Origin of the sequence: Algimonas ampicilliniresistens (genome assembly GCF_030159955.1) — a bacterium.
Taxonomy (GTDB): domain Bacteria; phylum Pseudomonadota; class Alphaproteobacteria; order Caulobacterales; family Maricaulaceae; genus Litorimonas; species Litorimonas ampicilliniresistens.
Genome location: NZ_BSNK01000001.1, coordinates 1153858 through 1177502 on the forward strand (window position 1 = coordinate 1153858; position 23645 = coordinate 1177502).

At 56.0% G+C, this 23645-nt stretch carries 23 protein-coding genes; 7 read left to right on the plus strand and 16 right to left on the minus strand.

Features of this window, described 5'->3' with window-relative positions; translation table 11 throughout:
* The first annotated feature begins 32 nt into the window (after positions 1 to 32).
* Both QQL54_RS05365 and QQL54_RS05370 read left to right on the plus strand, forming a co-directional pair.
* The gene (locus QQL54_RS05365) at positions 33 to 830 is read left to right on the plus strand and encodes an SDR family NAD(P)-dependent oxidoreductase (protein WP_284388375.1); all 798 of its coding nucleotides are present in this window, start codon (positions 33 to 35) and stop codon (positions 828 to 830) included.
* Positions 823 to 2352: an acyl-CoA carboxylase subunit beta gene (locus QQL54_RS05370; RefSeq protein WP_284388377.1), complete on the plus strand. Its 1530-nt coding sequence runs from the start codon at positions 823 to 825 to the stop codon at positions 2350 to 2352. The genes QQL54_RS05365 and QQL54_RS05370 overlap by 8 nt, the downstream gene beginning before the upstream one ends.
* Here QQL54_RS05370 and QQL54_RS05375 read toward each other — a convergent pair.
* The 5 genes from QQL54_RS05375 to QQL54_RS05395 form a co-directional block, all read right to left on the minus strand.
* Positions 2349 to 3440 carry an NADH:flavin oxidoreductase gene (locus QQL54_RS05375; RefSeq protein WP_284388379.1) on the minus strand — a complete coding sequence of 364 codons (1092 nt, stop codon included), beginning with the start codon at positions 3438 to 3440 and terminating at the stop codon, positions 2349 to 2351. The two genes, QQL54_RS05370 and QQL54_RS05375, sit on opposite strands and share 4 nt — an antisense overlap.
* Positions 3441 to 3507: 67 nt before the next feature.
* Positions 3508 to 4290, minus strand: a complete 783-nt coding sequence (trpA, locus tag QQL54_RS05380) for a tryptophan synthase subunit alpha (RefSeq protein WP_284388381.1) — start codon at positions 4288 to 4290, stop codon at positions 3508 to 3510.
* Positions 4287 to 5528, minus strand: a complete 1242-nt coding sequence (gene trpB, locus QQL54_RS05385; RefSeq protein ID WP_284388383.1) for a tryptophan synthase subunit beta — start codon at positions 5526 to 5528, stop codon at positions 4287 to 4289. Before trpB ends, trpA begins: the two co-directional genes overlap by 4 nt.
* Complete coding sequence (locus QQL54_RS05390; protein WP_284388386.1) at positions 5521 to 6171, minus strand: phosphoribosylanthranilate isomerase; 651 nt, start codon at positions 6169 to 6171, stop codon at positions 5521 to 5523. The genes trpB and QQL54_RS05390 overlap by 8 nt, the downstream gene beginning before the upstream one ends.
* Before the next feature lie 33 nt (positions 6172 to 6204).
* Positions 6205 to 7245, minus strand: a complete 1041-nt coding sequence (locus QQL54_RS05395; protein ID WP_348520705.1) for a PLP-dependent cysteine synthase family protein — start codon at positions 7243 to 7245, stop codon at positions 6205 to 6207.
* Positions 7246 to 7345: 100 nt separating this feature from the next.
* Between QQL54_RS05395 and QQL54_RS05400 the strand changes: the two genes are divergently transcribed.
* A complete protein-coding gene (locus QQL54_RS05400) occupies positions 7346 to 7807 on the plus strand; it encodes an Lrp/AsnC family transcriptional regulator (protein WP_284388391.1) in 462 nt (153 codons plus the stop codon).
* Here the strand turns inward: QQL54_RS05400 and QQL54_RS05405 are convergent.
* From QQL54_RS05405 to QQL54_RS05435, 7 genes are all read right to left on the minus strand, one after another.
* Positions 7785 to 8621 (minus strand): alpha/beta fold hydrolase, encoded by an 837-nt coding sequence (locus QQL54_RS05405; RefSeq protein WP_284388393.1) that lies wholly within the window; start codon positions 8619 to 8621, stop codon positions 7785 to 7787. The genes QQL54_RS05400 and QQL54_RS05405 overlap by 23 nt on opposite strands.
* A gap of 9 nt (positions 8622 to 8630) precedes the next feature.
* A complete protein-coding gene (locus tag QQL54_RS05410; RefSeq protein WP_284388395.1) occupies positions 8631 to 8993 on the minus strand; it encodes a hypothetical protein in 363 nt (120 codons plus the stop codon).
* A 783-nt stretch (positions 8994 to 9776) separates the two neighbouring features.
* Complete coding sequence (locus QQL54_RS05415) at positions 9777 to 10628, minus strand: hypothetical protein (RefSeq protein WP_284388396.1); 852 nt, start codon at positions 10626 to 10628, stop codon at positions 9777 to 9779.
* 212 nt (positions 10629 to 10840) lie between these two features.
* Positions 10841 to 12481, minus strand: coding sequence for a chaperonin GroEL (gene groL / locus QQL54_RS05420; protein ID WP_284388400.1), 1641 nt, complete (start codon positions 12479 to 12481; stop codon positions 10841 to 10843).
* 51 nt (positions 12482 to 12532) lie between these two features.
* Complete coding sequence (locus QQL54_RS05425) at positions 12533 to 12820, minus strand: co-chaperone GroES (RefSeq protein ID WP_284388402.1); 288 nt, start codon at positions 12818 to 12820, stop codon at positions 12533 to 12535.
* A gap of 211 nt (positions 12821 to 13031) precedes the next feature.
* Entirely contained in the window at positions 13032 to 13394 is a 363-nt protein-coding gene (locus QQL54_RS05430) for a cupin domain-containing protein (protein ID WP_348520706.1), read from the minus strand.
* 8 nt (positions 13395 to 13402) lie between these two features.
* Positions 13403 to 13924, minus strand: a complete 522-nt coding sequence (locus QQL54_RS05435) for a pyridoxamine 5'-phosphate oxidase family protein (protein WP_284388406.1) — start codon at positions 13922 to 13924, stop codon at positions 13403 to 13405.
* Positions 13925 to 14186: 262 nt separating this feature from the next.
* Between QQL54_RS05435 and QQL54_RS05440 the strand changes: the two genes are divergently transcribed.
* Both QQL54_RS05440 and QQL54_RS05445 read left to right on the plus strand, forming a co-directional pair.
* The gene (locus QQL54_RS05440) at positions 14187 to 14804 is read left to right on the plus strand and encodes a GntR family transcriptional regulator (protein ID WP_284388408.1); all 618 of its coding nucleotides are present in this window, start codon (positions 14187 to 14189) and stop codon (positions 14802 to 14804) included.
* Between the two features lie 100 nt (positions 14805 to 14904).
* Positions 14905 to 17793, plus strand: coding sequence for a M16 family metallopeptidase (locus tag QQL54_RS05445; RefSeq protein WP_284388412.1), 2889 nt, complete (start codon positions 14905 to 14907; stop codon positions 17791 to 17793).
* A 27-nt stretch (positions 17794 to 17820) separates the two neighbouring features.
* On the opposite strand, the gene QQL54_RS05450 is transcribed toward QQL54_RS05445, so the two are convergent.
* The 4 genes from QQL54_RS05450 to QQL54_RS05465 form a co-directional block, all read right to left on the minus strand.
* Positions 17821 to 18273, minus strand: coding sequence for a DUF983 domain-containing protein (locus QQL54_RS05450; RefSeq protein WP_284388417.1), 453 nt, complete (start codon positions 18271 to 18273; stop codon positions 17821 to 17823).
* A gap of 118 nt (positions 18274 to 18391) precedes the next feature.
* The gene (locus QQL54_RS05455) at positions 18392 to 18859 is read right to left on the minus strand and encodes a DUF2177 family protein (RefSeq protein ID WP_284388419.1); all 468 of its coding nucleotides are present in this window, start codon (positions 18857 to 18859) and stop codon (positions 18392 to 18394) included.
* A 10-nt stretch (positions 18860 to 18869) separates the two neighbouring features.
* Positions 18870 to 20075, minus strand: coding sequence for a serine hydrolase domain-containing protein (locus QQL54_RS05460; protein WP_284388421.1), 1206 nt, complete (start codon positions 20073 to 20075; stop codon positions 18870 to 18872).
* 7 nt (positions 20076 to 20082) lie between these two features.
* On the minus strand, positions 20083 to 20796 hold the full coding sequence (locus QQL54_RS05465; RefSeq protein ID WP_284388423.1) for a helix-turn-helix domain-containing protein: 714 nt from the start codon (positions 20794 to 20796) through the stop codon (positions 20083 to 20085).
* Between the two features lie 289 nt (positions 20797 to 21085).
* On the opposite strand from QQL54_RS05465, the gene QQL54_RS05470 reads away from it, so the two are divergent.
* Positions 21086 to 22462, plus strand: a complete 1377-nt coding sequence (locus tag QQL54_RS05470) for an MBOAT family O-acyltransferase (protein ID WP_284388425.1) — start codon at positions 21086 to 21088, stop codon at positions 22460 to 22462.
* A gap of 1 nt (position 22463) precedes the next feature.
* On the plus strand, positions 22464 to 23603 hold the full coding sequence (locus tag QQL54_RS05475; RefSeq protein WP_284388428.1) for an alginate O-acetyltransferase AlgX-related protein: 1140 nt from the start codon (positions 22464 to 22466) through the stop codon (positions 23601 to 23603).
* The last annotated feature ends 42 nt before the right edge of the window (positions 23604 to 23645 follow it).

Sequence of the window (23645 nt, forward strand, 5' to 3'; positions counted from 1 at the left end):
CAGAGCAACGCGCGACTGCCAAAGATGGATGCATGGACTATACAGGTAAATCCGTATTCATCACAGGTTCCGCACGCGGGATCGGGCAGGGTTTGGCAATCGCTTTCGCTAAATCAGGCTGCAAGGTCATTGGCTGTGACCTAAGAGCGGACACGCAAGTCGTGACGAAAGAACGGGTAGAAGCCGAAGGTGGCACCTATAACATCATTGAGGCCGACCTGTCCAAGGTTGAGGAAGCCGTCGTGGCCACAGAAGAAGCGATGGCGATCGGGTTCGATATTCTCATCAATAATGCGGGTATCGCGACGTCGGGGGAATATGATGCGGTGCCGTTTGAGCGCTGGCGGAAGACCATCGATCTCAACGTCACGGGCTTGATGGCAGTGACACACACGGCTCTGCCGCATTTACGCGAGCGTGAGGCCGCTCATATCATCAATATGAGTTCCATCGCGGGAGTGATCGGCTCGCCTGGAATGGCGGCCTACACGGCGTCGAAACATGCCGTACGCGGTTTTACGCGCTGCCTTGAATATGACCTCGACGGGACGACTATCGGCGTCACGAGTATCCACCCCAGTATGGTGCGGACGCGGATGATCGATGGCGTGGCCCGCTCGAAAACAACTCCGGCCGTCGAAATCGAAGACGTGGTCTCAGCAATCCTTAAGGCGATCTCACGTAATCAATCTCAGGTCTTCATCCCGAAATCAACGCGGTGGGCCTTCGATATCGGCTCCCGCCTCTTCCCCGGCCTGACGCGCAGAACAATGCGCGGCGACGGTCTGCAGGGATGGAAGACAGCCGATAAAGGTGTGCCAGATGCCTGATCAACCGACCGATTGGTCCGCTGAACTCGAACAAAAAGCTCTCCGTGAGGGCTTCGCTGAGGACATGGGCGGTGCCGACAAGGTCGCCCGCCAAAAGGGCCGCGGCAAGCTGACGGCCCGTGAGCGGATCGACGGATTGCTCGATGACGGATCATTTCGAGAAATCGGTAAGCTGGCCGGGGCCGGCCAGTATGATGCGGATGGGAAGCTAATCCGGTCGGCGGCGTCCAATTTCATCTATGGGCAGGGCGCGATTGCGGGTCGCCCGGTCGTTGCCTCAGCTGATGATTTCACCGTTCGCGGCGGGGCCTCTGACGCCGCGATCTATCGCAAGTTCATCCATGCTGAGAAAATGGCGTCAGAATTCGGTATCCCACTGGTCCGGATGATTGATGGGACGGGCGGCGGTGGATCGGTCAAATCGCTTGAAACAATGGGCTATACCTATGTGCCGGAAGTGCCGGGGTTTGAGACCATCACAAAAAATCTACGGACCGTTCCTGTTGTGGCGTTGGCGCTAGGCCCTTGCGCGGGTCTCGGTGCCGCAAGAGTCGTGGCGTCGCATTACTCCGTCATGGTCAAAGGTCTGTCGCAAGTCTTCACGGCGGGTCCAGCGATCGTCGCCCCGCTGGGCGAAAGTCTCGACAAAGAAGGTCTCGGCGGATCGGACATACATACACGCAACGGTGTGGTAGACGATGAGGCGGAGAGCGAAGCGGATGCGTTCGTGCGTGCACGCGCCTTTTTATCCTTCTTACCCGACCGGGCCGGTGATCCGATCCACAGACATGTAACGTCGGATGATCCGAACCGTATCGATGAACAGCTTTTGTCGATCATCCCGCGTGACCGGAACAAAGCCTATTCCATGCGCGCGATTGTCCGATCCGTTATGGATGAGGGCAGTGTGTTTGAGATCGGTCGCAAATGGGGCCGCGCCTCAATTACGGCGCTAGCACGGCTAGATGGTTGGCCCGTTGCGGTCATCGCATCGGATCCCAGTTTCCTCGGCGGATCATGGACGGCTGATACGGCGGATAAGGTCAAGCGGCACGTCGAACTAGCTGAATTATTTGAACTTCCTATTGTGCACCTTGTCGACAATCCGGGGTTTATGATTGGGCTGGAGGCCGAGAAAGCCGCCACAATTCGGCGCGGCGTCGAAACAATGAGCGCGATTTATTCCGCGACAGTGCCTTGGGCGAGCGTCATTATCCGCAAAGCTTACGGCGTCGCAGGTGCGGCGATGAGTGATCATACGCGCTTCCAGTACCGCGCCGCTTGGCCGAGCGGAGATTGGGGCAGTCTGCCTATCGATGGCGGTGTGGAAGTAGCCTATCAGTCAGAACTCGCGGCGAGTGACGATCCAGCTGCCGAACTCGCCTCGATTAAGGCACGACTGGCTGAGGTCTCGTCACCGTTCCGAACGGCTGAGCGTTACGGGGTCGAGGACATCATCGACCCGCGTGAAACCCGCCCTTTCCTGACCAACTTCATCCAGCTGGCCATGCGCCGCGCTTAGTAGAGTTTGGTCAGCGACTTGGCGTCGTAATCCGCCAATTCGTCTTCGCGACCTTCAAGCACCTTGGTCGCCCATTCCGGATCTTGCAGCAAAGCCCGGCCGACAGCGACGAGGTCGAACTCGCCTTTTTCCAGCCGTTCGGTCAAATCATCGAGCGACGCGGCCTTGGAATTTTCGCCTTGGAAGGCACCGATGAAGTCTGAGGACAGTCCCACGCTGCCGACTGTGATTGTTGGTAATCCGGTCAACTTTTTGGCCCAGCCCGCAAAGTTAAGGTCGGAGCCGTCAAATTCTGGCTCCCAGAAGCGACGTTGCGAACAGTGTAGGCAATCAACGCCCGCATCAACGAAGACTTTGAGCCAGTCTTCCATTTCTTGCGGCGTTTCAGCGAGACGGGCCGAGAAATCCTGCTGCTTCCACTGCGAAATACGGATGAGGATGGGCATGTCCGGGCCCACGGCTTTTCGGCATTCGCGGATTATGTCGGCCGCGAAGGTGGCGCGTTCAGCCAGCCCGCCGCCATATTTGTCTTCGCGCGCATTCATCACGTCCCAGAAGAACTGATCGATGAGATAGCCATGGGCGCCGTGGATTTCGATGGCGTCAAAGCCTAGCTCTTTGGCGTAAGCGGCGGACCGCGCATAGCTGTTGACCATGTCGGCCACGTCTTCATCGCTGGGCGGCGGCATCACGGCTTTACCTGTGTGGGTGATGCCGGACGGAGAATCGGATGGGGCGTCGGGATAGTGACCCGTTCCGGGTTTGCGCATCATGCCAACATGCCAGAGTTGCGGCGCGATCAATCCGCCTTCCGCCTTGACCTGTTCAACAACGCGCTTCCAGCCATCCAAGGCTTCATCGTAGAATTTAGGCACATTGCCGTCATTGCCGGCCGCTTTCCGGTCTATGACGGTACCTTCCGTTAGGATCAGACCGACATTGTTGGCTGCGCGGCGCGCATAATAATCCGCAACATTCTGGCCGGGTATTCCATCGGGTGAGAAGCTCCGAGTCATGGGGGCCATGACGATACGATTGGGCAGCTCCAGCGAACCGAGCGAGAAGGGCGTAAAAAGAGGATTTGTCATGGCCTGCCTCTGCCAAGCTGTCGGCTTTCGGTAAAGCGAAGACCGCCCCACATGTGTGATAGACAGTCTATCGCGCCGTGTGCGTGGCGTCGGCCAGAGCGCGGACAAGATCTAATGCGGCCTCTTCGCCGTCTTCATGCAAGGCTTTGACGATCGCTGTTCCGACCACGACGCCGTCCGCCTCTTTGGCGATCTGCGACGCGCGTTCGGTGGTTTTCACACCAAATCCGACCACAACAGGCAAATGGGCGGCATCACGAACCCGGGTCACTTGTTCAGCGACTGAGCCGCCTTGTGCGAGCGCTGCACCTGTCACACCGGTCATGCTGACATAATAGACAAAACCAGAGCTACCGGAGACGACTTTGGGAAGTCGTTCGGCATCGGTTGTTGGGGTGGCGAGGCGGATTAATGAGAGGCCGCGTGCGTCCATTTCAGCCCGTAATGGACCGTCTTCCTCTGGCGGTAGATCGACAATGATCGCCCCGTCGATTCCGGCCTCTGCCGCCCGCTCAGAGAATGCCGCATAGCCCATTTGGTAGACGGGGTTGGCGTAACCCATGACAATGATCGGTGTGGTGTCATCATCACGGCGGAAGGTGCGCGCCATGTCGAGTATAGACGCTAATGTCGTCCCGGCTTTACGAGACCGAATGCCAGCCTCTTCGATCACGGGGCCATCCGCCATCGGGTCTGTGAACGGGAAGCCCAATTCGATGATATCAACGCCCGCGCCGGGCAGAGCATTCATGATGCGTTGCGAGGTAAGCGCATCGGGGTCCCCGCCCATGATATAAGCGACAAAGGCCGGACGCCCCTTGGCGAAAACAGTCTGAATACGGGTGCTCATCCGTCTGTCCCCGCCGCAATATTTTCGCCGAGCGCATCGGCAATCGTGAACACGTCTTTATCGCCGCGTCCGCACATATTCATGATGATGATCGCGTCTGAACCTAGGTCTTTTGCAAGATCTAAGGTGCGCGGGATGGCATGGCTCGGTTCTAGAGCGGGAAGGATGCCTTCCAGCTTGGCGCAAAGTTGGAAATGCTCAAGTGCTTCGTCGTCGGTCGCACTGACATATTCCGCGCGGCCCGTATCGTGCAGCCATGCATGTTCCGGCCCAATACCCGGATAGTCGAGACCCGCGCTGATCGAATGGGCATCGGCGATCTGACCGTTCTCATCTTGCAGTAAGTATGTCCGATTGCCGTGCAGGATGCCGGGCTTGCCGCCCGTTAGCGATGCGGCGTGAAGGCCGCTCTTCACACCACGCCCAGCGGCTTCGACGCCGATGAGGCGGACCGACGTGTCGGGCACAAAGGCGTGGAATAGGCCCATTGCGTTGGATCCGCCGCCGATACAGGCCACGACGGCGTCGGGCAGGCGACCTTCGCGGTCCAAAATTTGCGCTTTGGCTTCATGGCCGATGACAGCCTGAAAATCGCGAACCATAGCCGGGTAGGGGTGCGGACCCGCGACGGTGCCGATGCAGTAGAACGTGTCGTCGACATTTGTGACCCAGTCGCGCAAGGCTTCGTTCATCGCGTCTTTGAGCGTCGCCGTGCCGGAATGCACGGCGCGAACTTCGGCCCCGAGCAGGCGCATCCGGAACACATTCGGTTTTTGCCGTACGATATCGACGGCGCCCATATAGACGATACACTCCATACCCAGGCGAGCAGCGACTGTCGCGGTCGCAACGCCGTGTTGACCCGCGCCTGTCTCAGCGATGATGCGCTTTTTGCCCATGCGCTTGGCGAGCAGGAGCTGACCAATGCAATTATTGATCTTATGCGCGCCTGTGTGGTTGAGCTCGTCACGCTTGAAATAGATTTTAGCCGCACTCCCATTTTCTTTGGCGGCATGCTCCGTCAGCCGTTCGGCAAAATAGAGCGGAGAGGGACGTCCGACATAGTGGGTCAGAAAGTCGTCGAGCTCTGCGATGAAGGCCGGATCAACTTTAGCTTCTTCATAGGCTGCCTCGAGCGACAGAATCGGTGGCATAAGCGTTTCCGCAACAAACCGGCCACCATACTCGCCAAAGCGACCGCGTTCGTCGGGCCAGCTTTTATTCGTCACTCTATCCATTCCGATCCAGTTCCTTTGCTCGCGCGATGAACACTTTAATCAAAGCGGCGTCTTTTATGCCGGGGGAAGTTTCGACGCCAGATGCGACATCCACAATCGGGGCGTTTGTGTGTCTAATCGCCTGCGCCACATTGTCCGGGGTCAGTCCGCCAGCCAACGCCCATTGTTTTGGCAGCGCTGCGCCTGTCAGAATCGACCAGTCAAAGCGAAGCCCATGTCCGCCGCGCGGCGCATCTTTCGGCGCACCCTTGGGCGGTTTGGCGTCAAATAGGATCAAGTCTGCGGCGCCGCTATAATCTGTTGCCAGTGCGACCTCATCGCGGCTGTCGACGGGGACCGCTTTAATGACGGACAATCCGGTGCGCGCAATTTCGGCAACCCGCGCCAAGGTCTCGAAACCATGAAGCTGGATATGAGAAAATCCGGCGGCCTTAATATCGGCCACGAGCTGATCCGATGGATCGCCTGTCACGGCGACAGTATTCACCTTGACGTCTTTGATCAGAGCAGCGGCCTGCGCGACCGATAAACGGCGCGCACTTTTGACCTCAACGATAAAGCCGAGAAAGTCCGCGCCAGCTGCCTGAGCGGTCTCAACGTCTTCAGCGCGGGTTAGCCCGCAGATTTTGACCTGTGTTGGCATTGCGAGCGCCCATAGACACGCGCGCCATTGATGTCATCCCACCACGTCGAAACCGTGCAGTTCGATGTCTGGTGAGAGATAGCCGTCGCGGACCTGTTCGACTTTTGTCAGATCGGTCGAGAGATATTTCTTTGAGTCGTCACAGAAGACCGTGACGATATCGCCGCCTTGCGCGCCGGCTTTCACCGCACCGATCAAGTTTGCGCCAGAGCTAATGCCGACACCAAGCCCAAGTTCCGCCGACAGGCGCTGCGCCATGATGATGCCGTCTCCGTCATTGACCGAGACGACACTGTCGAGGCTTTGCAGACAGAGAATGTCTGGGATGAAATCATCAGACACGCCTTGAATGCGGTGCTTGCCAACTTTGTAGCCCGTCGAGAGTGTCGGGCTTTCCATCGGCTCCAGCGGATGAATGCGGATTGATGGATCGAATTTACGCAGCGCTTTGCCGACCCCCATCACTGTACCGCCTGTCCCGACCCCTGCCACAAAGGCTGACGCTTGAGCGCCCGCTTTGTCGAGCTGTGCCAAAATTTCAGGTCCGGTGGTGCGGCAATGTGCGTTGCAATTATCCTCATTCTCAAACTGCCGCGGTAGAAACACGTCATTGCGCGACCGGGCCAACTCTTGTGTCAGCGCGATACTTCCGAGAAATCCGCCCTCCGCATGACTGACGAGCCTTACATCCGCGCCGTAGCTTTTCATCAACTCGACCCGCTCAACGCTCATCCAGTCCGGCATGTAGATCACAACCGGATGGCCGAGCGCGCGTCCGAGCGCTGAAATCGCAATGCCCGCATTGCCGCTCGTCGCTTCCGTGATTGTGTCGCCCGGACGCAGCGCGCCTGTCTCATAAGCCTTGCGCAGAACCTCCAGCGCCATACGGTCTTTGATCGAGCCGGACAGATTATAATATTCCAGTTTCGCGAAAATGCGCCGCTGCTCGCCTTTATAAGAGAGATCAATCGCGATCATCGGCGTGTTCCCAATCAGCTTTTCTAGACAGCGAAAGGGCGTCGGCTCCAGATAGGTGGCGGCACTAAACGTGTCAGGATCGCGGATCAGGGTCATATCAGTCATGGCCCCCATCTATCCGCTCAGCTATGTCTAATTCTTCGCAGTCCTTTTATTCATTCTTCCAATATGTGAGAAATTATCCTACATAAGCACGATGTCATCAAAACTAGACCCCACAGACCGTGCAATCCTGTCAGCTTTGCAAAGCGACGCATCGCAATCGCTCGACTCAATTGCCGAGGGGTTGAATGTGTCCCTCAACACTGTGTGGCGGCGCGTCCGCAAGCTTGAGAGTGATGGCGTGATCGAAAAACGCGTGGCGCTGATCGACAATGAGAAGATCGGCTTGCCGCTGACCGCCTTTGTCCAAGTCCGTACCGATGACCACTCTGCCGACTGGTCCGCGAAATTTGCTGCTGCCGTGGACAATATTCCCGAGATCGTCGAGTTTTACCGTTTGGCCGGCGATGTCGACTATATCCTCAAAATGATGATTGCCTCCGTCGCCGATTATGACCGCGTCTATCAGCAGCTGATCGCGCAAGTTCGGATCAGCGACGTGTCGGCCAGCTTTGCGATGGAAAAGCTGAAGTTTACGACAGAGCTTCCCTTATAGTTTGGGCTGCATTTTCCGAATCTGAGTCCATGAAACCAAACCCCCAATCCGCCTGATCTTGAACCACACCGTTTTTGAGCAGCGGCGCGACGCGCGGCGTCAGCTCATAAAGCATGTCTTTCGGGTTTAGCACGACAATCCGCTGATCCAGCGTCGCCACCCGGTCCGGGAAATAGGCATTATAGTTGAACGCCGCCTTGTGCCCCCACTCATAGGCTTCGCCCGCGCGGAAATTCTCCGCAAAGCTCGCCGCCAGATCGACCAGCGACACACCCGGCCCGCGATGCTGCACGGCCTTGGCCCAGCCTTCCGAAAACCGCGTCCCGGCTTCGTCCAGCGGGATTTCCTCGAACATGTCTTTGAACGCGTCGACTTCGGCGTCCGTCAGGACTAGCGCCGAGACCATGACAATTGTGCCGACGTCATCCGGGCGCTGCCACGCCATTTCGGTCGCGACCTTCGCCCCCGTATGATGACCGAGCAGATCAACCTTATTCCCAGAATCCAACATGCCCAACGCATCCACGGCCGCCCAAGCCGAGCGCGCATAAGTCATGATCGTGGCGTCCGCTTCGGACCCCGGCAGATCGCTCTCGCCATGACCCGGACTATCCACCGCGACCACATACCGATCCTGCGCCAGAAAGGGCATAATCTTTAAAAATTCGCGGCTGCTCTTGGGGCTCTGATGCAGGCAGAGCAGGGGAGGCTTGCCCGTTTTTGGATCGCTCGGCTCGCCCGCTTCGCGCAAATGCACTTGGCCAAACGGACCATCTACGAAACGACGACGAACATTGATCGATGACTGGCTCATCGGATTTTACTAACGCGCCTTGCGGGGCCTGCCATGCGTTTGCTCAAGCTCAGCAAGGCTTAACCGCTCCGCCTCTCGCGCAAAGGCGGCTTCAGACGCGTCGAAGCTGACGCTGCCACATTGGTCGCAGCGCTGATCCTCCGGCACAAGCTCGTCAATCATATTGCGCCAGAGCCGTTGAATTTTAACCAGCAGCACGCCGCGCGACGCGCCCTCTAACCGATCTCCCAACCGATAGCCCTGCGCGTTAAACTCGCCCTGTCTCTGCAACGCCGCAATTTCGCCGCGCAGGCGTTTGATCTCCCATTGCAGGGAGATTTCGGATTCCGTCGGGCCGGGCCGTTTGGATGTATGAGGAGTCTGTCTCGGCATGGCTGGGCCTTTCGGGTTGGGAGAGGACGGGGAGCGTTTTGGAGCGCGCAGCCGCCCACGTAGCCGACCACGCGACCGGCCATCACGGGTCCGGCAAAACGACTGGCCCCTGAATGAGAGACACGAGCGCGGGCCTGTCCGCTGACGGACAGAGAGAATAGACACCGATTTACAACGAGCAGAACCCGCGCCCTGAACCCACCCAGCGTTAAGAGCGATGTCTTCGCGGGGCCCACCATGAGCTCACCCGGTTAGGCCCAAAGCGGCGAGGGCGGCTTTCGACCATCCTCACATTCGGGCCGGACGGAGACGGGATGCACCGTGCGCTGATCTCGTAAGATCCTCGTCACGGCTCAAGCGCGCGTCTCCGCCTGACATCACTCCGCCCACTCAAGACCCGTCCGCGCCACGTAAGCTCGCGAAACGGATCATGCGCAAAGCACAGGATCCAGGCCCACCGACCGAGGTCTACGTACCCCTCGTGTCTGGGGTGGGAGATAGCACTCTGCCGCACCGCCGGAGAGCGTGGATGAGGTTGTGAGGAAGTGTGGAGAAACAAACGCGTAATAACGACCATCGCGAGGGCCGAGCGCGCCCACAGCAATGGGGGGCTTTCCAGTCGACCTGTCGGGAGATGGGCCCGTCGATCAAGTCGGCGGGAGGTTGGATTTTTAGGGTCTAACTCTCATGAAATTAAACTCTCCATGATCTCACAAAAAAAGCGCCCACAAGGGGCGCTTTCCTAGTTTAGGCTCCCACCAAGCCCAAAATTTCGATTGGCCGCTAGAAGCGGTAGCGTCCGCGCAGGGTCACGGGGACAGAGTAATTTTCGCTGCCATTGTTCAGATTGTCGATGAGGGGAATGACCCCGCCCGGGCCGATATCGGTTCTGTCACTGTTGAGCGCGCCGCGATATCGGATGCCCGTTTCCAAGCCCAATGTCGCCTGTTTGAAGATCGGCGTTTCAATGCCGATCAAGCCAGCCCCGGTGGGAACCCAGCCGCCTTCATACATCTGCACAGTACCGCCATTGAACACACCCGGAGCGGCGCCCACTTCGCGCGCATTGGTTAGGCTGATGTCGTCGACTTTAGCCGCGCCGACACGGCCTTCAATATAGGGGCGGACGCTGCCGAAGAGCGGGGCCGGGCTGGGCCGGAAATATTGCCGCAATCCGGCTTCGATCCCGAATGTCTTATAGTCGCTCGCTTGCCCGCGGATTTGGTTTGTCGGTACACCGGTTTGTTGGATGATGGCGACGTCTTTGCCTTCGGCGGTCGTGTAGGACCCCATGACCGTAAATTTGCGACTTGGGTTTAGGGTTTTTGACAGGCCGACTTCATAGCGTGTCCCAGTTTCATAGGCGTCTTTCATCGAGACGGCGGGCAAATCTATGCCTGGAATGGGCGTCACTTCGTCTGGCGTAGTGAAATCGCCGCCGACCATGAATTCTTGGCCGATCGCGCCTTCGAGGTTCCACTGGCTAATGACGCCGCGTTGCCCGTGGTGGGACGAGACTGTGCTCGGATAATAGCTGTAATTGGACGCGGTTGGGGCGCCATATTGCCCGCCGCCGCCGAAGAATGAACAGCCGGAAAGGGCGAGAGCGGCTGTGCCGAGAAGGAGGATGCGCATGGGGGTCTGCTCGTATGGTTGCCGATAAAGCTAAATTAGGTGCAAGTTTCGAGCCAAATGGGGGTCAGGGGCGGATGCGGCCTACGAAAAAGGCCGCCCCCTGAGGAGCGGCCTTCTTTAGTCTGAGGTTGGATTGGAGCCACTTCGGCGAGGCTAAAGCCCCGCCTTCGCGGTAGCAGCGCGAATTGGTCCGTCGGACCAATTCTCAGATGCTACATCATGCCGCCCATTCCACCCATACCGCCCATGTCAGGCATCGCAGGACCAGCGTCCTTTTTCGGTGCTTCAACGATGGCGACTTCGGTTGTCAGGATGATCCCGGCAACAGAGGCCGCGTCTTGCAGCGCGGTGCGGACGACTTTGACCGGATCGATGATACCAGCTTTGACCATGTCGACATATTCGTCATTCTGCGCGTCATAGCCGTAATTGGCTTTGTTCGCAGAGACGATGTTACCGACAACCACAGCGCCTTCGACGCCAGCATTGTCAGCAATCTGACGCGCTGGGTAAGACAAAGCCGCTTTGACGATTTCGATGCCCGATTGCTCGTCATCATTCACGCCTTTAGCGTTGATGAAGCGTGACGCACGGAGCAGCGCTGTGCCGCCACCGGGGACGATGCCTTCTTCGACGGCTGCACGCGTGGCGTTCAGCGCATCATCGACACGGTCTTTACGTTCTTTCACTTCAACTTCGGTTGAGCCGCCGACTTTAATCACGGCCACACCGCCAGCGAGTTTCGCCAGACGCTCTTGCAGCTTTTCGCGGTCATAGTCAGACGATGTGTCTTCAGACTGCTTGCGGATCTGTTCGACGCGGGCTTTGATTTCGCCTTTTTTGCCAGAGCCATCAACGATGACTGTGTCGTCCTTAGTGATGTGGACATGCTTAGAGCGGCCCAGATCTTTCAGGGAGACATTTTCGAGCTTGATGCCGAGGTCTTCGGAAATGACCGTGCCGTTGGTCAGGATCGCAATGTCCTGCAGCATGGCTTTACGACGATCACCGAAACCAGGCGCTTTGACAGCCGCGATTTTCAGGCCGCCGCGCAGCTTGTTGACAACCAAGGTCGCCAGCGCTTCGCCTTCAATGTCTTCAGCGATGATCAGCAGGGGCTTACCCGTTTGTACAACCGCTTCGAGGATCGGCAGCATCGCTTGCAGCGATGACAATTTACCTTCGTTGAGCAGGATGTAAGGATCGTCGAGCTCGACGCGCATCTTCTCAGGATCGGTGATGAAGTATGGTGACAGGTAGCCGCGGTCGAACTGCATGCCTTCAACGACATCAAGTTCGGTTTCGGCCGTTTTGCCTTCTTCAACCGTGATCACGCCTTCATTGCCCACTTTGGACATGGCTTCAGCGATCATCTGACCGATGGACGCTTCGCCATTGGCAGAGATGGTGCCGACCTGAGCGATTTCCTCAGACTTGCCGATTTTCTTCGCCTTGCCGAGCAAATCGCCGACAACTTCAGACGCCGCTTTGTCGATGCCGCGTTTCAGATCCATTGGGTTCATGCCAGCAGCAACGCGCTTCAGACCTTCGCGAACGATGGCTTGCGCCAGAACCGTCGCGGTTGTCGTGCCGTCACCGGCTTTGTCGTTGGTCTTGCTTGCCACTTCGCGCAGCATTTGCGCGCCGAGGTTCTGATAACGATCTTCAAGTTCGATCTCTTTAGCGACGGATACGCCGTCTTTAGTCGAACGGGGCGCACCGAATGATTTTTCGATGACGACGTTACGGCCTTTAGGACCGAGTGTGGTTTTCACGGCGTTTGCGAGAATATCGACGCCTTCGAGCATGCGGTCGCGCGCGTCCGAGCCGAATTTAACTTCCTTGGCAGCCATTATAGCTTCTCCAATCTAGATGTTGTTTTTAAGTGAGGGGAGCGGGTCGGTTTAACCGATGACGCCCATAATGTCGGATTCCTTCATGATCAGCAGGTCTTTGCCGTCAATCTTGACTTCCGTGCCGCCCCATTTGCCAAACAGGACGCGGTCGCCCTTTTTGACGTCGAGCTTAGCAACACTGCCGTCTTCCTTGCGGATGCCGGGTCCAACTGCGACGACTTTGCCTTCAGATGGCTTTTCAGTGGCTGTATCGGGAATGATGATGCCGCCGGCGGTCTTTGTGTCTTCTTTGACACGTTCAACGACTACGCGGTCGTGGAGGGGACGAAACTTCATGCGTCTTCTCTCTATTCGAGGTTGGTGATGTGACTTGGCACTCCCAGACAGAGAGTGCCAACGCAGCGCATGTATGAAGGGTGAGGGATTGTCGCAAGGGTTCCGGTGACGAAACTTTGCAAAACTATTGCAAAAGCCGACGGGACCGTTTGAGACTTTCTAATTGCAGCCAGCCAGAGTCGTCACGCGATCCGCTGCCTAACGACTTTCCTCAAATTATGTCTAACCCAGCCACGGTTCGTTCGTTCGTTTCTGCGCCAGTATTGAGCGTTTTGGAAGGCTCCACAAGCATGACTTCCGTGGGGGTTTCTGCAACGGGTTTGTGTTCGACCCCTTTTGGCACAACTAGAAATTCGCCAGCATTAAGAATGATACTCGGCTGGTCTCTCAATTCCATGCGTAATCGACCCGATACAACGAAGAACATTTCATCTTCCTCGGCATGACTATGCCAGATGAACTCATCTTCAAATTTAGCAACTTTGATCAGAGTGTCATTCACCTGCCCACAAATTTTTGGGGTCCAAGTTTCCTCAAATTGAGAGAACATTTTTCCGAGGTTCTTCTTTGTCAGCATAGCACCTATTCCTTGCGACTTGTGATTTCGATGGGAGTGATCGTTTTAGTCGGGGAAGACGGCGAAATCGGCCTCACCCCGTAGGAGCGGTAGGCCGCCGCTTTTTTGTCTGCGATGGATTGAGTTGGTTTAAGATAGAAACTGGGCGCGATGATTGGGTGCGTTTTTTCAACAGATATGAGTATTGCATTTTTTATCGGGAATTCAGGTCCTGCCATTTCGATCAATGTGTGGGCAGTCGCATTGAAATCTGGATGGTCCGAAGACATTATGGTCGCCGTCCCGATCAGTTTGACGCCTTTCTCTTCGAAAATACTAACCAGGCTAACACAGACGTGGGGTTGGGTGATTATGTTGGAGACTGAGCGAGGCGAGGCTATATCTGCGATCAATAATCGGTTGCTGCCTTCATAGCGAAATATCTCCTTTGGTGAGACGTTCGGCCTGCCTGATTCATCGGATGTTGCCAGCCAACACAAGACAGATCGATCAATAAGATCGCGTGTTTCTTTGTTTATAAGGTCCACGTTGGTGTCCTTTCAATGCTTGAAATTTGAAGAGACTGGCCCGGCCTAGAAGGGGACGGTTTTAGTTTTTACGCAGCGAAATGACCATGTGTTGGGTAAAGAGGAGTCATGATCGACCATCAGGTCTCAATTTCTAAAATATTCTGCGCGTAAGCCGATAACGGTCCTCCTCACGTTTGTATTTCGTTATGGCGCGTGTAAGTTAAGTCGAACTGATATTTGTATACATGTATACAATAGTGTCGTATAGGTCTACTCAGAGATGTCCAGTCACCAAATTGTCGAAACTCTAAGAGAAGAAATTTTGACGGGCCGAATTAAGGCCGGGCAGAAGCTTCGACAAACAGCGCTAGCTGAGCGGTTTGGTATTAGTCGGATTCCAATTCGTGACGCGATCTCTACTTTGGCAAATGAAAAGCTTGTTATTGCGAGCCCCAATCAAAGTGCTCGAGTTGTTCACTTGAATGTCGAAGAGCATGCAGAAATATTCGATTTACGGGAAATTCTCGAATGTCACGCCCTTTCCCACGCCATTCGCTATGTCTCCGATGTGGAACTGACGCATGCACGTCATGTTCACAAACGGACTTGTTTAGAGGCAGGAAAAGAAGGTTGGAGTGAGGGTGATAGAGATTTTCATATGACACTCTATTCCCCATCAGGTCTTCACAGAACGCAAGCTCTAATTTTTGAACTTAGGCAAGTCTGTCGCGTACAAGTCGCGAGCTACGATAACTTGCAAGCACAGACAGCACTCTGGATCGAACAGCATGAAGAGATACTTCATCATAGCGATCGACGAGACGCGGCCGCAGCTGTACGGGTTTTGAGGGCACATATTTCCGATGCAAAGGGTGCCTTGTTTGGTGCCTCAGAATAGGTGCCATTGGGTGGATGAAGTCAGCCTTCTCTTACACAAACTTTGCAAAGGGAATCATGTCGTCTAGGGCATCTGGAAATAGTTTCTTGAGGTGCCACCAATGTCTATTCGTTCTCTGCTTTTAACAACCACCGCTGCGGCGCTTTTGATGGCTTGTGGGCCTCAAGCCGTAGACACGGATGCGAACAAAGTTCGTGTCACGACCGAGACGACGGACGGTGACAAAGCGTCCAGCTTCACGCTCGATTATGAGGCGTTCACGCTCGATAATGGGTTGCAGGTTTTCTTGCAGCGCGATGCGTCTGATCCGATTGTGGCGGTGTCCACCGTGATCCATGCGGGCTCATCGCGAGAGAAACCAGGCCGGACGGGTTTTGCGCATTTCTTCGAACATATGGCGTTTAACGATAGTGAGAATGTGCCGCGTGGCTGGAACCGGGGGCAGATCCCGAAATGGGGTGGATCGCGCAATGGCGGCACGTGGTCGGACGGGACGATCTATTACGAGACTGTGCCGAAGGATGCCTTCGATAAGATCCTTTGGATCGATAGTGACCGGCTTGGCTATATGATCAACACGGTGACGCCCGAAGCGCTGGAACGTGAAAAGCAGGTGGTAAAAAACGAAAAGCGCCAACGTTACGATAATGCAGCCTATGGCTACACAAATGAGGTGATCCGCGCCGCGCTCTATCCAGAAGACCACCCCTATAACTGGACCACGATTGGGGCCTTGCCGGATCTACAAGCCGCGACGCTCGACGATGTGCGCGAATTCTATGACCTTTGGTACGCGCCGAACAATGCGACGCTCGCCATTGTTGGCGATATCGATATTGAAGAGACCAAGGAAAAGGTGAAGCTCTGGTTTGGGGAAATTCCGCGTGGGCGCGATATTCCAGATCCTGTGCCACAGCCCGTCACCCTGACCGAGACGAAAAACCTTTGGTACGAAGATAACTTCGCCAAGCTCCCTGAATTACGCATGACTTTCCCGACCGTGGACGGGTCGAATTCCGAGCAATATGCGCTGGCAGTGTTGGGCGAAATGCTTGGTGGAAGCCGGACGTCGCCGCTCTATGTCGAGATTGTCGATGGCGCCAAACTCGCGCCCAATGTGTCGTCATACAATAGTTCGAGCGAGCTGGCGGGGACGTTCACCGTTCGGGTCCGGGCGAATGCCGGTGTTGATCTGGATGATGTCAAAGCGGCGGTTGAAACGGCGATGGCCCGTTTTGAAGCCGAGGGTATCGATGAACTGGCGCTCAAACGCGTCAAAGCCGGCCAGGAAACGGCGCTCTATGCCAGCCTGTCCACGGCACTGGGCAAAGCCAATTCCATGGCGCGATTTAATGAGCTGCAAGGCGATCCAGCCTATCAGGTCAAATCCGCAGCGGCGATCCGCGCGGTGACGGCGGATCAAGTGATGGCGGCTTATGAGCGCCACATCAAAGACAAGCCCTATATCCTAACCAGCTTTGTTCCCAAAGGGCAGGCGGAGCTGGTAGTTGCGGGCGCAGAGCGTGCGACCGTCTGGATCGAGGAAGTAAAAGCCGACGTGGCGTCCGAAGAGGTCAGTGCTGGAGACTTGGCCGATTTCGAAAAGACTGTGACCGTCCATGATCGCTCAGAGCCTGAGTTTGGCGAATTACCTTTGCTGAAAATGCCAGCGATTTGGACGCGAACATTGGCTAATGATGCCGTTGTGCGCGGGATTGAAACCAACGAAATTCCGCTCGTTCAGTTTGATATTACGCTCCCGGGTGGACGTTGGGCCGAAGACCCCGCGCAGAATGGCCGTTTTGCACTGCTCGCCGATCTGATGGAAGAAGGCACGGCAACCAAGACACCAGGCGAATTAGAGCAGGCGATTGGCATTCTCGGCGCCAGTATCAATGTATCAGCGGGATCAGAAGATTTGACCATCCGTGCGACCACGCTGGCTCGGAACTTCGAAGAGACTGTGGCGCTGGTGCAGGAAATCTTGACCGAGCCCCGCTGGCAGACTGAGGATTTCGACCGGGTGAAGTCGGCCCGGCTGACCGGCATCAAAGGTCGTGAAGCTAATCCGCAAGCGATTGCCGCTATGGCCTTCAATAGCTTGATTTATGGGAATACCCATCCACTCGGACGCCCGAGCGGTGGCAGCGAAGATAGCGTTTCAGCTCTCGAGCTGGATGACCTCAAGTCTGCGCATTCAGATTTGCTCACGGCAACGCCGCGCCTCCATGTAGCGGGCGACATTGACCCAGATAGGGCTGCGGCTGGACTGAGCACTCTGGCTGAAGCCGTTGCTCCAACAGGCGCGGATCGACCCGCTTACGACATCCCAACGCAGGATAATGCAGGACGTGTGTTCTTCATTGATGTGCCCGGATCGAAACAATCGGTCTTGCGCATTGGGGCTTTGACCCCGGCCTCTAGCCATCCGGATTTTAACAAGATCCAGTTCACCAATGAGAAGCTTGGCGGCGGCATCGCTGGTGATCTGGCGCAGATGCTGCGGATCGAGAAAGGCTACACCTATGGGGCCGGATCCTTCATTCCACGCGGGACCGTTGAGCGTCCCTTCACTATGAGTACAAGTGTTCGCGCCAATGCGACCCAGGCCTCGCTAGAGACCATCCGTGATATGGTTCTGGCTTATGGCGAGACGTTTGATGAAGTGGCCGTTGAAGCGACCCAGCAGAAGATCATCAAAGCTTCCGCGCGCGCGTTTGAAAGTCTAGGCGCGAAACTGGGCACGCTGAACGAGATCAGCCAATACGGCCTATCAGACCGCTATGTCGAAGAGGAACAAGCCGAGTTGGTTGCGATGACTGACGCCGACTTTAAGCGCATTGCGACCGAATATATGGATGAGAGCAATTTCGTCTATGTCATCGTTGGCGACCGCGCGACCCAGCTTGAACCTGTGCAAGCATTTGCGGCGGAGACGGGCAAAGGCGAGGTGGTCGAGCTGGATATATTTGGCCAGCCCGTCGAGTAAGGGCAGCTCAGTTAGGCTCAGTCAGGATCAGCTCTTCGGAAGTTGATCCGGTCTGGGCGGCGTATTGCGCTTACAGTTTTCTGGCACGACGCCATGTTCGCCGAAGGATGAGAATTTTCCCTCCTCGGCCCGGTGATGGATTTGTAGGTTGAACAACACGCCCTTGAACGGCGGAAGCAGCAGCAGGATCACGCCGAGGCAGATGATCGACATAATCGTCATTGAAATCACAAAGCCGGTCGTAGTTTCGGGTAAAATCCCGGCGATCACGAAGGCTGGTGTGAAAACGATGAGGGCGAGAAAGCCGACGAAGAAAGCGGGGCCATCCGCTGTATCGGCGACGGAAAAGCTCTGACCGCAAATGTCGCACTCATCTTTGAACTTCAAATAAGCCCTGAACAGCTTACCTTGTCCGCAATTTCCACAGCGAAGTCGGATTCCTGTTTCGATGGGGGAGCGACTTGAATAACGTCTGTTCATGATCCCGGCCTTCCATGGTCATGGTCTCACGGGACAATAGCCTCTTCGCGCTGTATGACAATGCAGGTATAGGTCGCCGGGCCGATAGACTGCCTTGCAAAAATGCCGTGCGCGAGACTTAACCGCCGCTTGTGATGAGTCGGGTGATCCAGACACCGCCGACGGCACAACTCGCCGTTAGGACCGTGCCCCAGACGATGTCGACAAGAACCATTTTGATCGGCCAACCTTCCAAAGTTGCGAGATTGGTTAGGTCGTAGGTCGCATAACAGAAGAAACCGAAAAGAGCCCCATACAGCGCGGCCTTGCCAAGGCTGCCGCCCGATAGGCCGTGGTGGCTGGCAAAGATCAGGATGCCAACAATGTAGAGCGCGTAAAACCCAACGGCGACACCCCAACGGATATTTTCCGCCATCAAGCTGCCGAGCTGTCCGGCGTAAAACGGCTTCGCGACCACCCCGAGCCAGACCATATCGATCGCGAAGAAAACGAACAGGGTAGCAACATAACAAATGAGCCAAGTGGAGAGAGGGATGGTTTCGGTCATGCCGTAAATACGGGGCAGAGCGACAAAAGGTTGCCTCACATGTTCTTTGCTACTCTCCGTGCAGCGCCGGATAGGTCCACCACCACGGGTAATTCGTTTCACCCAAGACCAAATTTACAATGTCCGGAAAGATGATTTCGGCGCGAACACTATTGGCCAGCATCACAAGGCAGCGCTGCTCAGCCTCCTGACAAATGACCATGTTGCCGGTCCAATCATTATGTCCGCCTTTGGCGAAGTTGAGACCGTTAGGTCCATCCCACGTCTCTAGGCCAAGCCCGGCGGACAGATTGATCATCTCGCTGCGCGGCTCATCCGTGGCATTGTGTTCGATTGTCGGGAACTTTTGTTTTGACCGAATGGGCACTTGCCCGCGCACCCATTCTGCCCGCATCGACTCGGAGAGCCCTTCACCGGCCAGCATACCCCGCCACATCCGTGCTTGATCCGCGATCGTCGTGTCCATCGACCCCGAAGCGCTGACATGGCTGCGTTCGTCATGTGGTTCGAATGATCCGTCCATTGCGTAACCGTCTGCAAGGTTGTCGGCAAAGTCTGCACGCCACTGCATGTCCGTATTAGGCATAGCGAAGCGGTCAAATATGCGCGCTTGCATCTGTGCTTTCACATCAAGCCCGAGGCCTTTTTCGAGCATGAATTGCAAGAGGTAAAACCCTTCGCCGGAGTAAGCATAACGCTCGCCCGGCTTGAAATGGAATTTGAGATCCATGTCGGGCTCAAGGAATCTGAGATTGGCCAGACCCGTGGAATGGGTGAGGATGTGTCTCGGCGTTAAGTGCTGCCAGTCATCATCCCCCTGCAGCGACTGCCAGTCATCATAGGTGGGTAAGGGTTGGTCGAGATCATCGGAAAGGGGCCGATCGAGATCAACAATGCCTTCATCAACGAGCTGTAGGACCATGTAAGCGAAAGCCGCCTTGGTCAGAGACGCACCATACACGATCGTGTCGGTCTCAAGGAGCAGTGCGCGCTCGACATTTCTGAAGCCGTAAGCGCTAAGGTGCGTGATGTCAGACCCGTCAATCACAGCGACGGCTAGGCCTTTGACGTCTTCTTCCGCCATGAGCCGCATTATCTCTTTGTCGAGAGCAACGCTTTGAAGCGCCGGGCTCTGATCTTTGAGCGGAGGTTCGACCTGCAATGTGTCTGGAGATTCTGCACAGGCGACTGTTCCGATCGCAAGAACGAATATGAGCGTCGTTCGAATGATTGCGCTGAAGGGAGGTTTCGACATGATTGACCTATCTTTTTGAGGATTGCGGCCAACGCCAGCTGACAAAGAAGCAACCGAGGCCGCCCAGAATGAACATAAATCCCGGCACGTTCGCCCATCCATACCGGTTCTTGGTTTTGACCTCCGTGCCACCGACCAACCGCCAGACCCGTTTCCCATCATCCAGGTTTTCGACGAAGGACGGGCCTTTGAATGTCTTGATCAATTGTGTCTGGTCATCGACTCGCGCGATGAGTGCGTCTCGCTTGGCGGTCTCAACCGCGTCGAGGTCCAGCTTGGCGTCCAAGTCTCCGAAAACATCCATACTCTCGCCGGGTAAGATGATGCCCGTTGACTGATAGGTAAACTGAACATCCGATTGAGCGGGCCCCAACCGCGTCAGGCCGAGGAGCGCACCACCGACGAAAAGAGCGCTGACCCCACTTAGCAGCCATTGGCGTGAGGCGGTCATGGTCTTGCCATTTTGAGTGAGGCGCGCCTGCCGTACAGTATCAATTCCGTCTAAACGATCCGCCTCTGCGGGCGATAAAGCTTGAAGCACGTCTGACGTCTCAAGATCATAGGCCGCGATGAGGCGCTGGAACATGTCATCAGATGGATAAGCTTTGCCCGTTTCGAGTTTTGACAGATAAGACTGTTCAATGCTGACTTTTGATGCGGCCTCCGGCTGGGTCCAGCCGAGGGTTCGTCTTCGCTCTCTTAGATACTCACCGAACTTCATCGCACTGCTCCGTACATTGGCTTCAACTGTCAGTTCGAACGGTAAGAACTCAATCTGAATATTGAGGAATATTGAGGAATATTGCGGGTCTCAGCTCTTTGCGTTGACATGTTCGATGTCCAACCGCTCAGATATCGATAGATTGATACAATGATGAGGGTGTTCAGGTGTGACGTATGGCTGGGCTTTATAGAAACAATCTTGATGTGATCTTGATAGAGAACTTTATCATATCAACACCGCGAACACTTGCCCGCCGCGCCGCGCCTGCTAAGGCGCGATCAATCCCATGAACTTCGCGTCCGTCACATTTCTGTTCTTCTATTTGCCTGCGGTCGTGGCGCTCTACTTTATCCTGCGCGGCCGTCAGTCCCGTAACGTGTTGCTGTTGGTAGCGAGCTTGTTCTTTTATGCGTGGGGCGAGGGGGCTGGGCTAGCGCTGCTGCTGATCTCGATCATGATGAACCACGAGTTCTCGCATCAGATCGCTCGCAATATGTATGAACAGCCGAAGCGTCGGCGCTGGTTGATCATCGGACTGACAGCCAATCTCGCACTACTGATCATTTTCAAATATCTGGGACTTATCACAGAGACCCTCGGTTTGCCGCGCATCGAAACCGCGCGACTGCCACTCGGGATTTCTTTCTTCACCTTCCAAGCAATGAGCTTGCTGATTGATGTGTCGCGGGGATCAAAACCTGCTACCAGCCCGCTTCGTACGGGCCTCTATATCAGCATGTTCCCGCAGCTGATTGCGGGGCCGATTGTGCGCTGGGACGAGATCAGAGAGCAGATCATCGCCCGCCAAGAAACGTGGGACCGGTTCTGCGACGGAACGCGGCTGTTTATGCTGGGGCTGGCCCAGAAGGTCTTGATCGCGGATACAGTCGCAAAAGTCGCAGACGCCGCTTTTGGTGCGGATGCTGCAACGTTGGGGCCAGCGGGCGCGTGGCTTGGGCTGGCCGCATTCACGCTGCAAATCTATTACGATTTTGCGGGCTATTCTAACATGGCGATTGGCTTGGGGCGGATATTCGGTTTCGAATTGCCACGAAACTTTGAACATCCCTATAGTGCGGCCAGTTTCCGCGAGTTCTGGCGGCGTTGGCATATGACTTTGTCGCGTTGGTTCCGGGACTATCTTTATATCCCGCTCGGCGGATCTAGAGACGGCGCGACAGCCACCTATCGAAATCTGCTGATCGTTTTTGTCCTCTGCGGTCTGTGGCATGGTGCGGCTTGGACCTTCCTATTCTGGGGGCTGTGGCACGGCGCGTTCTTGATCGCGGAGCGTGTCGGCGCACAACGCGGTTTCCCTAAATTGCCCCGCATTGTTGGTGTTGCTTACACAGTGCTGTTCGTCGCGCTTGGCTGGGTCCTGTTCCGCGCTGACAGTCTTGGCCATGCGCTTGCTTATTGGGGCGCGCTGATCCCCGGGGGCGAGGCCGGAACGACTATCGAGGTGCCCCCAACCGCGGCTTATGCGATGATCGTTGGGGCGCTACTTGCATGGGACGGCTGGAAACGTGTTGGTGAGCGTCTTCCAACGCCCGCAGCCGTTGGCACGGCGACGAGCTGGGCCATGATCGGGCTGCTTACGATCGTGTGTTTCGCAGCTGTGGCCTCGACGACGCACCAGCCTTTCCTTTACTTTCGGTTCTGACATGTCGCGTCTGATCCGAAATATCGCCGTCGCTTGTCTGCTGGTCGCCTTTCTCGTCCCCTCGGTCGGGTTTGCCGTCAATTTTGTGCGCGGTTTGGACGACACTAGCGTGACCGAAAAGCGCAGGTTGGCCTCGCTGCCAGCTTATGAAGGCGATGCGCGGGCCTATACGACGGCCCTCGATGATTATCTGGAAGATCATTTTGCGTTTCGGATGACCATGATCCGGGTCGCGCGGAAGATCCGCGATAATCTCGGCGAGAATCCAAAGAATGTTGTTTACGGCAAGGATGGCTGGCTCTTCCTTGGCCAGATCGAATATCGCGATGAGTTTGAAGGCAATGGTCTCTGGGACCAAAGACAAGTCGAAAACTGGGTCTCGTCTCTCACAGAGGTGAATGCGGCGTTGGCGGATCGGAACATTCCGTTCGCAGCGTTTATCGCTGTCGATAAAGCGCGCGCCTATCCAGAGAAATTGCCGGATGATTGGACGGAAGCTCCACGGCGCTTCCGCTCGGCGGTATATTCGCATCCGGATGTCGATCAGACCGGGCTGATCGATGCAGAGCCGTTGGTCATGTCCGCCAAAGAGCGCGGGCATCTCGTCTTTTTCCTTCGCGACACCCATTGGACGGCGGCCGGAACTTATGAATTGGCGTTGGAAATTCTGGAAAAGTTAGATCCGAACCAAAGGCGTTTGATCTATATTCCAGAGCCCGCCGTGGAGCAGCGCGCCGGTCGGGTCTATGATCTTGATGCGATGGCAGGGTTTGAGACGACCCAAGAACCGCCTTACACCATGATTAAATATCCGCCGTCGCGACCCAACGTCCGTACGGTGATGCATTTTAACGAGGATGGCACGGCCGTTCGCGGGCGCATGTCGACCTTGATGATCCTTGGCACTGAAGATGCGACCAAAGGGCGATTAGTGATCGTCGGTGATAGTTTTGGTGACTCCATGCTGGGTCATTTGCGCCGTAGCTATTCCGAAATCGTGCGTATCCACCACGGCGCGCACTTTTTTGACATCGGTCTGGATGAGGTGTTGTCCTACGAACCCGATGCCGTTTTATTCGCGACAGCTGAACGACAGGCCGCGCGTAAGGCTCGGCCATTTTTGCCGTTGAACCCCGAGTAGAGCTCATTGCGACCCATCTGCGTTCCACGCGCGAGGTGGGTT

Bases quoted from the DNA above. Each gene is read 5' to 3' on its own strand.
- QQL54_RS05365 (WP_284388375.1), top strand. From the start codon at position 33: ATGGACTATACAGGTAAATCCGTATTCATCACAGGTTCCGCACGCGGG.
- QQL54_RS05370 (WP_284388377.1), top strand. From the start codon at position 823: ATGCCTGATCAACCGACCGATTGGTCCGCTGAACTCGAACAAAAAGCT.
- QQL54_RS05375 (WP_284388379.1), bottom strand. From the start codon at position 3,440: ATGACAAATCCTCTTTTTACGCCCTTCTCGCTCGGTTCGCTGGAGCTG.
- trpA (WP_284388381.1), bottom strand. From the start codon at position 4,290: ATGAGCACCCGTATTCAGACTGTTTTCGCCAAGGGGCGTCCGGCCTTT.
- trpB (WP_284388383.1), bottom strand. From the start codon at position 5,528: ATGGATAGAGTGACGAATAAAAGCTGGCCCGACGAACGCGGTCGCTTT.
- QQL54_RS05390 (WP_284388386.1), bottom strand. From the start codon at position 6,171: ATGCCAACACAGGTCAAAATCTGCGGGCTAACCCGCGCTGAAGACGTT.
- QQL54_RS05395 (WP_348520705.1), bottom strand. From the start codon at position 7,245: ATGACCCTGATCCGCGATCCTGACACGTTTAGTGCCGCCACCTATCTG.
- QQL54_RS05400 (WP_284388391.1), top strand. From the start codon at position 7,346: ATGTCATCAAAACTAGACCCCACAGACCGTGCAATCCTGTCAGCTTTG.
- QQL54_RS05405 (WP_284388393.1), bottom strand. From the start codon at position 8,621: ATGAGCCAGTCATCGATCAATGTTCGTCGTCGTTTCGTAGATGGTCCG.
- QQL54_RS05410 (WP_284388395.1), bottom strand. From the start codon at position 8,993: ATGCCGAGACAGACTCCTCATACATCCAAACGGCCCGGCCCGACGGAA.
- QQL54_RS05415 (WP_284388396.1), bottom strand. From the start codon at position 10,628: ATGCGCATCCTCCTTCTCGGCACAGCCGCTCTCGCCCTTTCCGGCTGT.
- groL (WP_284388400.1), bottom strand. From the start codon at position 12,481: ATGGCTGCCAAGGAAGTTAAATTCGGCTCGGACGCGCGCGACCGCATG.
- QQL54_RS05425 (WP_284388402.1), bottom strand. From the start codon at position 12,820: ATGAAGTTTCGTCCCCTCCACGACCGCGTAGTCGTTGAACGTGTCAAA.
- QQL54_RS05440 (WP_284388408.1), top strand. From the start codon at position 14,187: ATGTCCAGTCACCAAATTGTCGAAACTCTAAGAGAAGAAATTTTGACG.
- QQL54_RS05445 (WP_284388412.1), top strand. From the start codon at position 14,905: ATGTCTATTCGTTCTCTGCTTTTAACAACCACCGCTGCGGCGCTTTTG.
- QQL54_RS05450 (WP_284388417.1), bottom strand. From the start codon at position 18,273: ATGAACAGACGTTATTCAAGTCGCTCCCCCATCGAAACAGGAATCCGA.
- QQL54_RS05460 (WP_284388421.1), bottom strand. From the start codon at position 20,075: ATGTCGAAACCTCCCTTCAGCGCAATCATTCGAACGACGCTCATATTC.
- QQL54_RS05465 (WP_284388423.1), bottom strand. From the start codon at position 20,796: ATGAAGTTCGGTGAGTATCTAAGAGAGCGAAGACGAACCCTCGGCTGG.
- QQL54_RS05470 (WP_284388425.1), top strand. From the start codon at position 21,086: ATGAACTTCGCGTCCGTCACATTTCTGTTCTTCTATTTGCCTGCGGTC.
- QQL54_RS05475 (WP_284388428.1), top strand. From the start codon at position 22,464: ATGTCGCGTCTGATCCGAAATATCGCCGTCGCTTGTCTGCTGGTCGCC.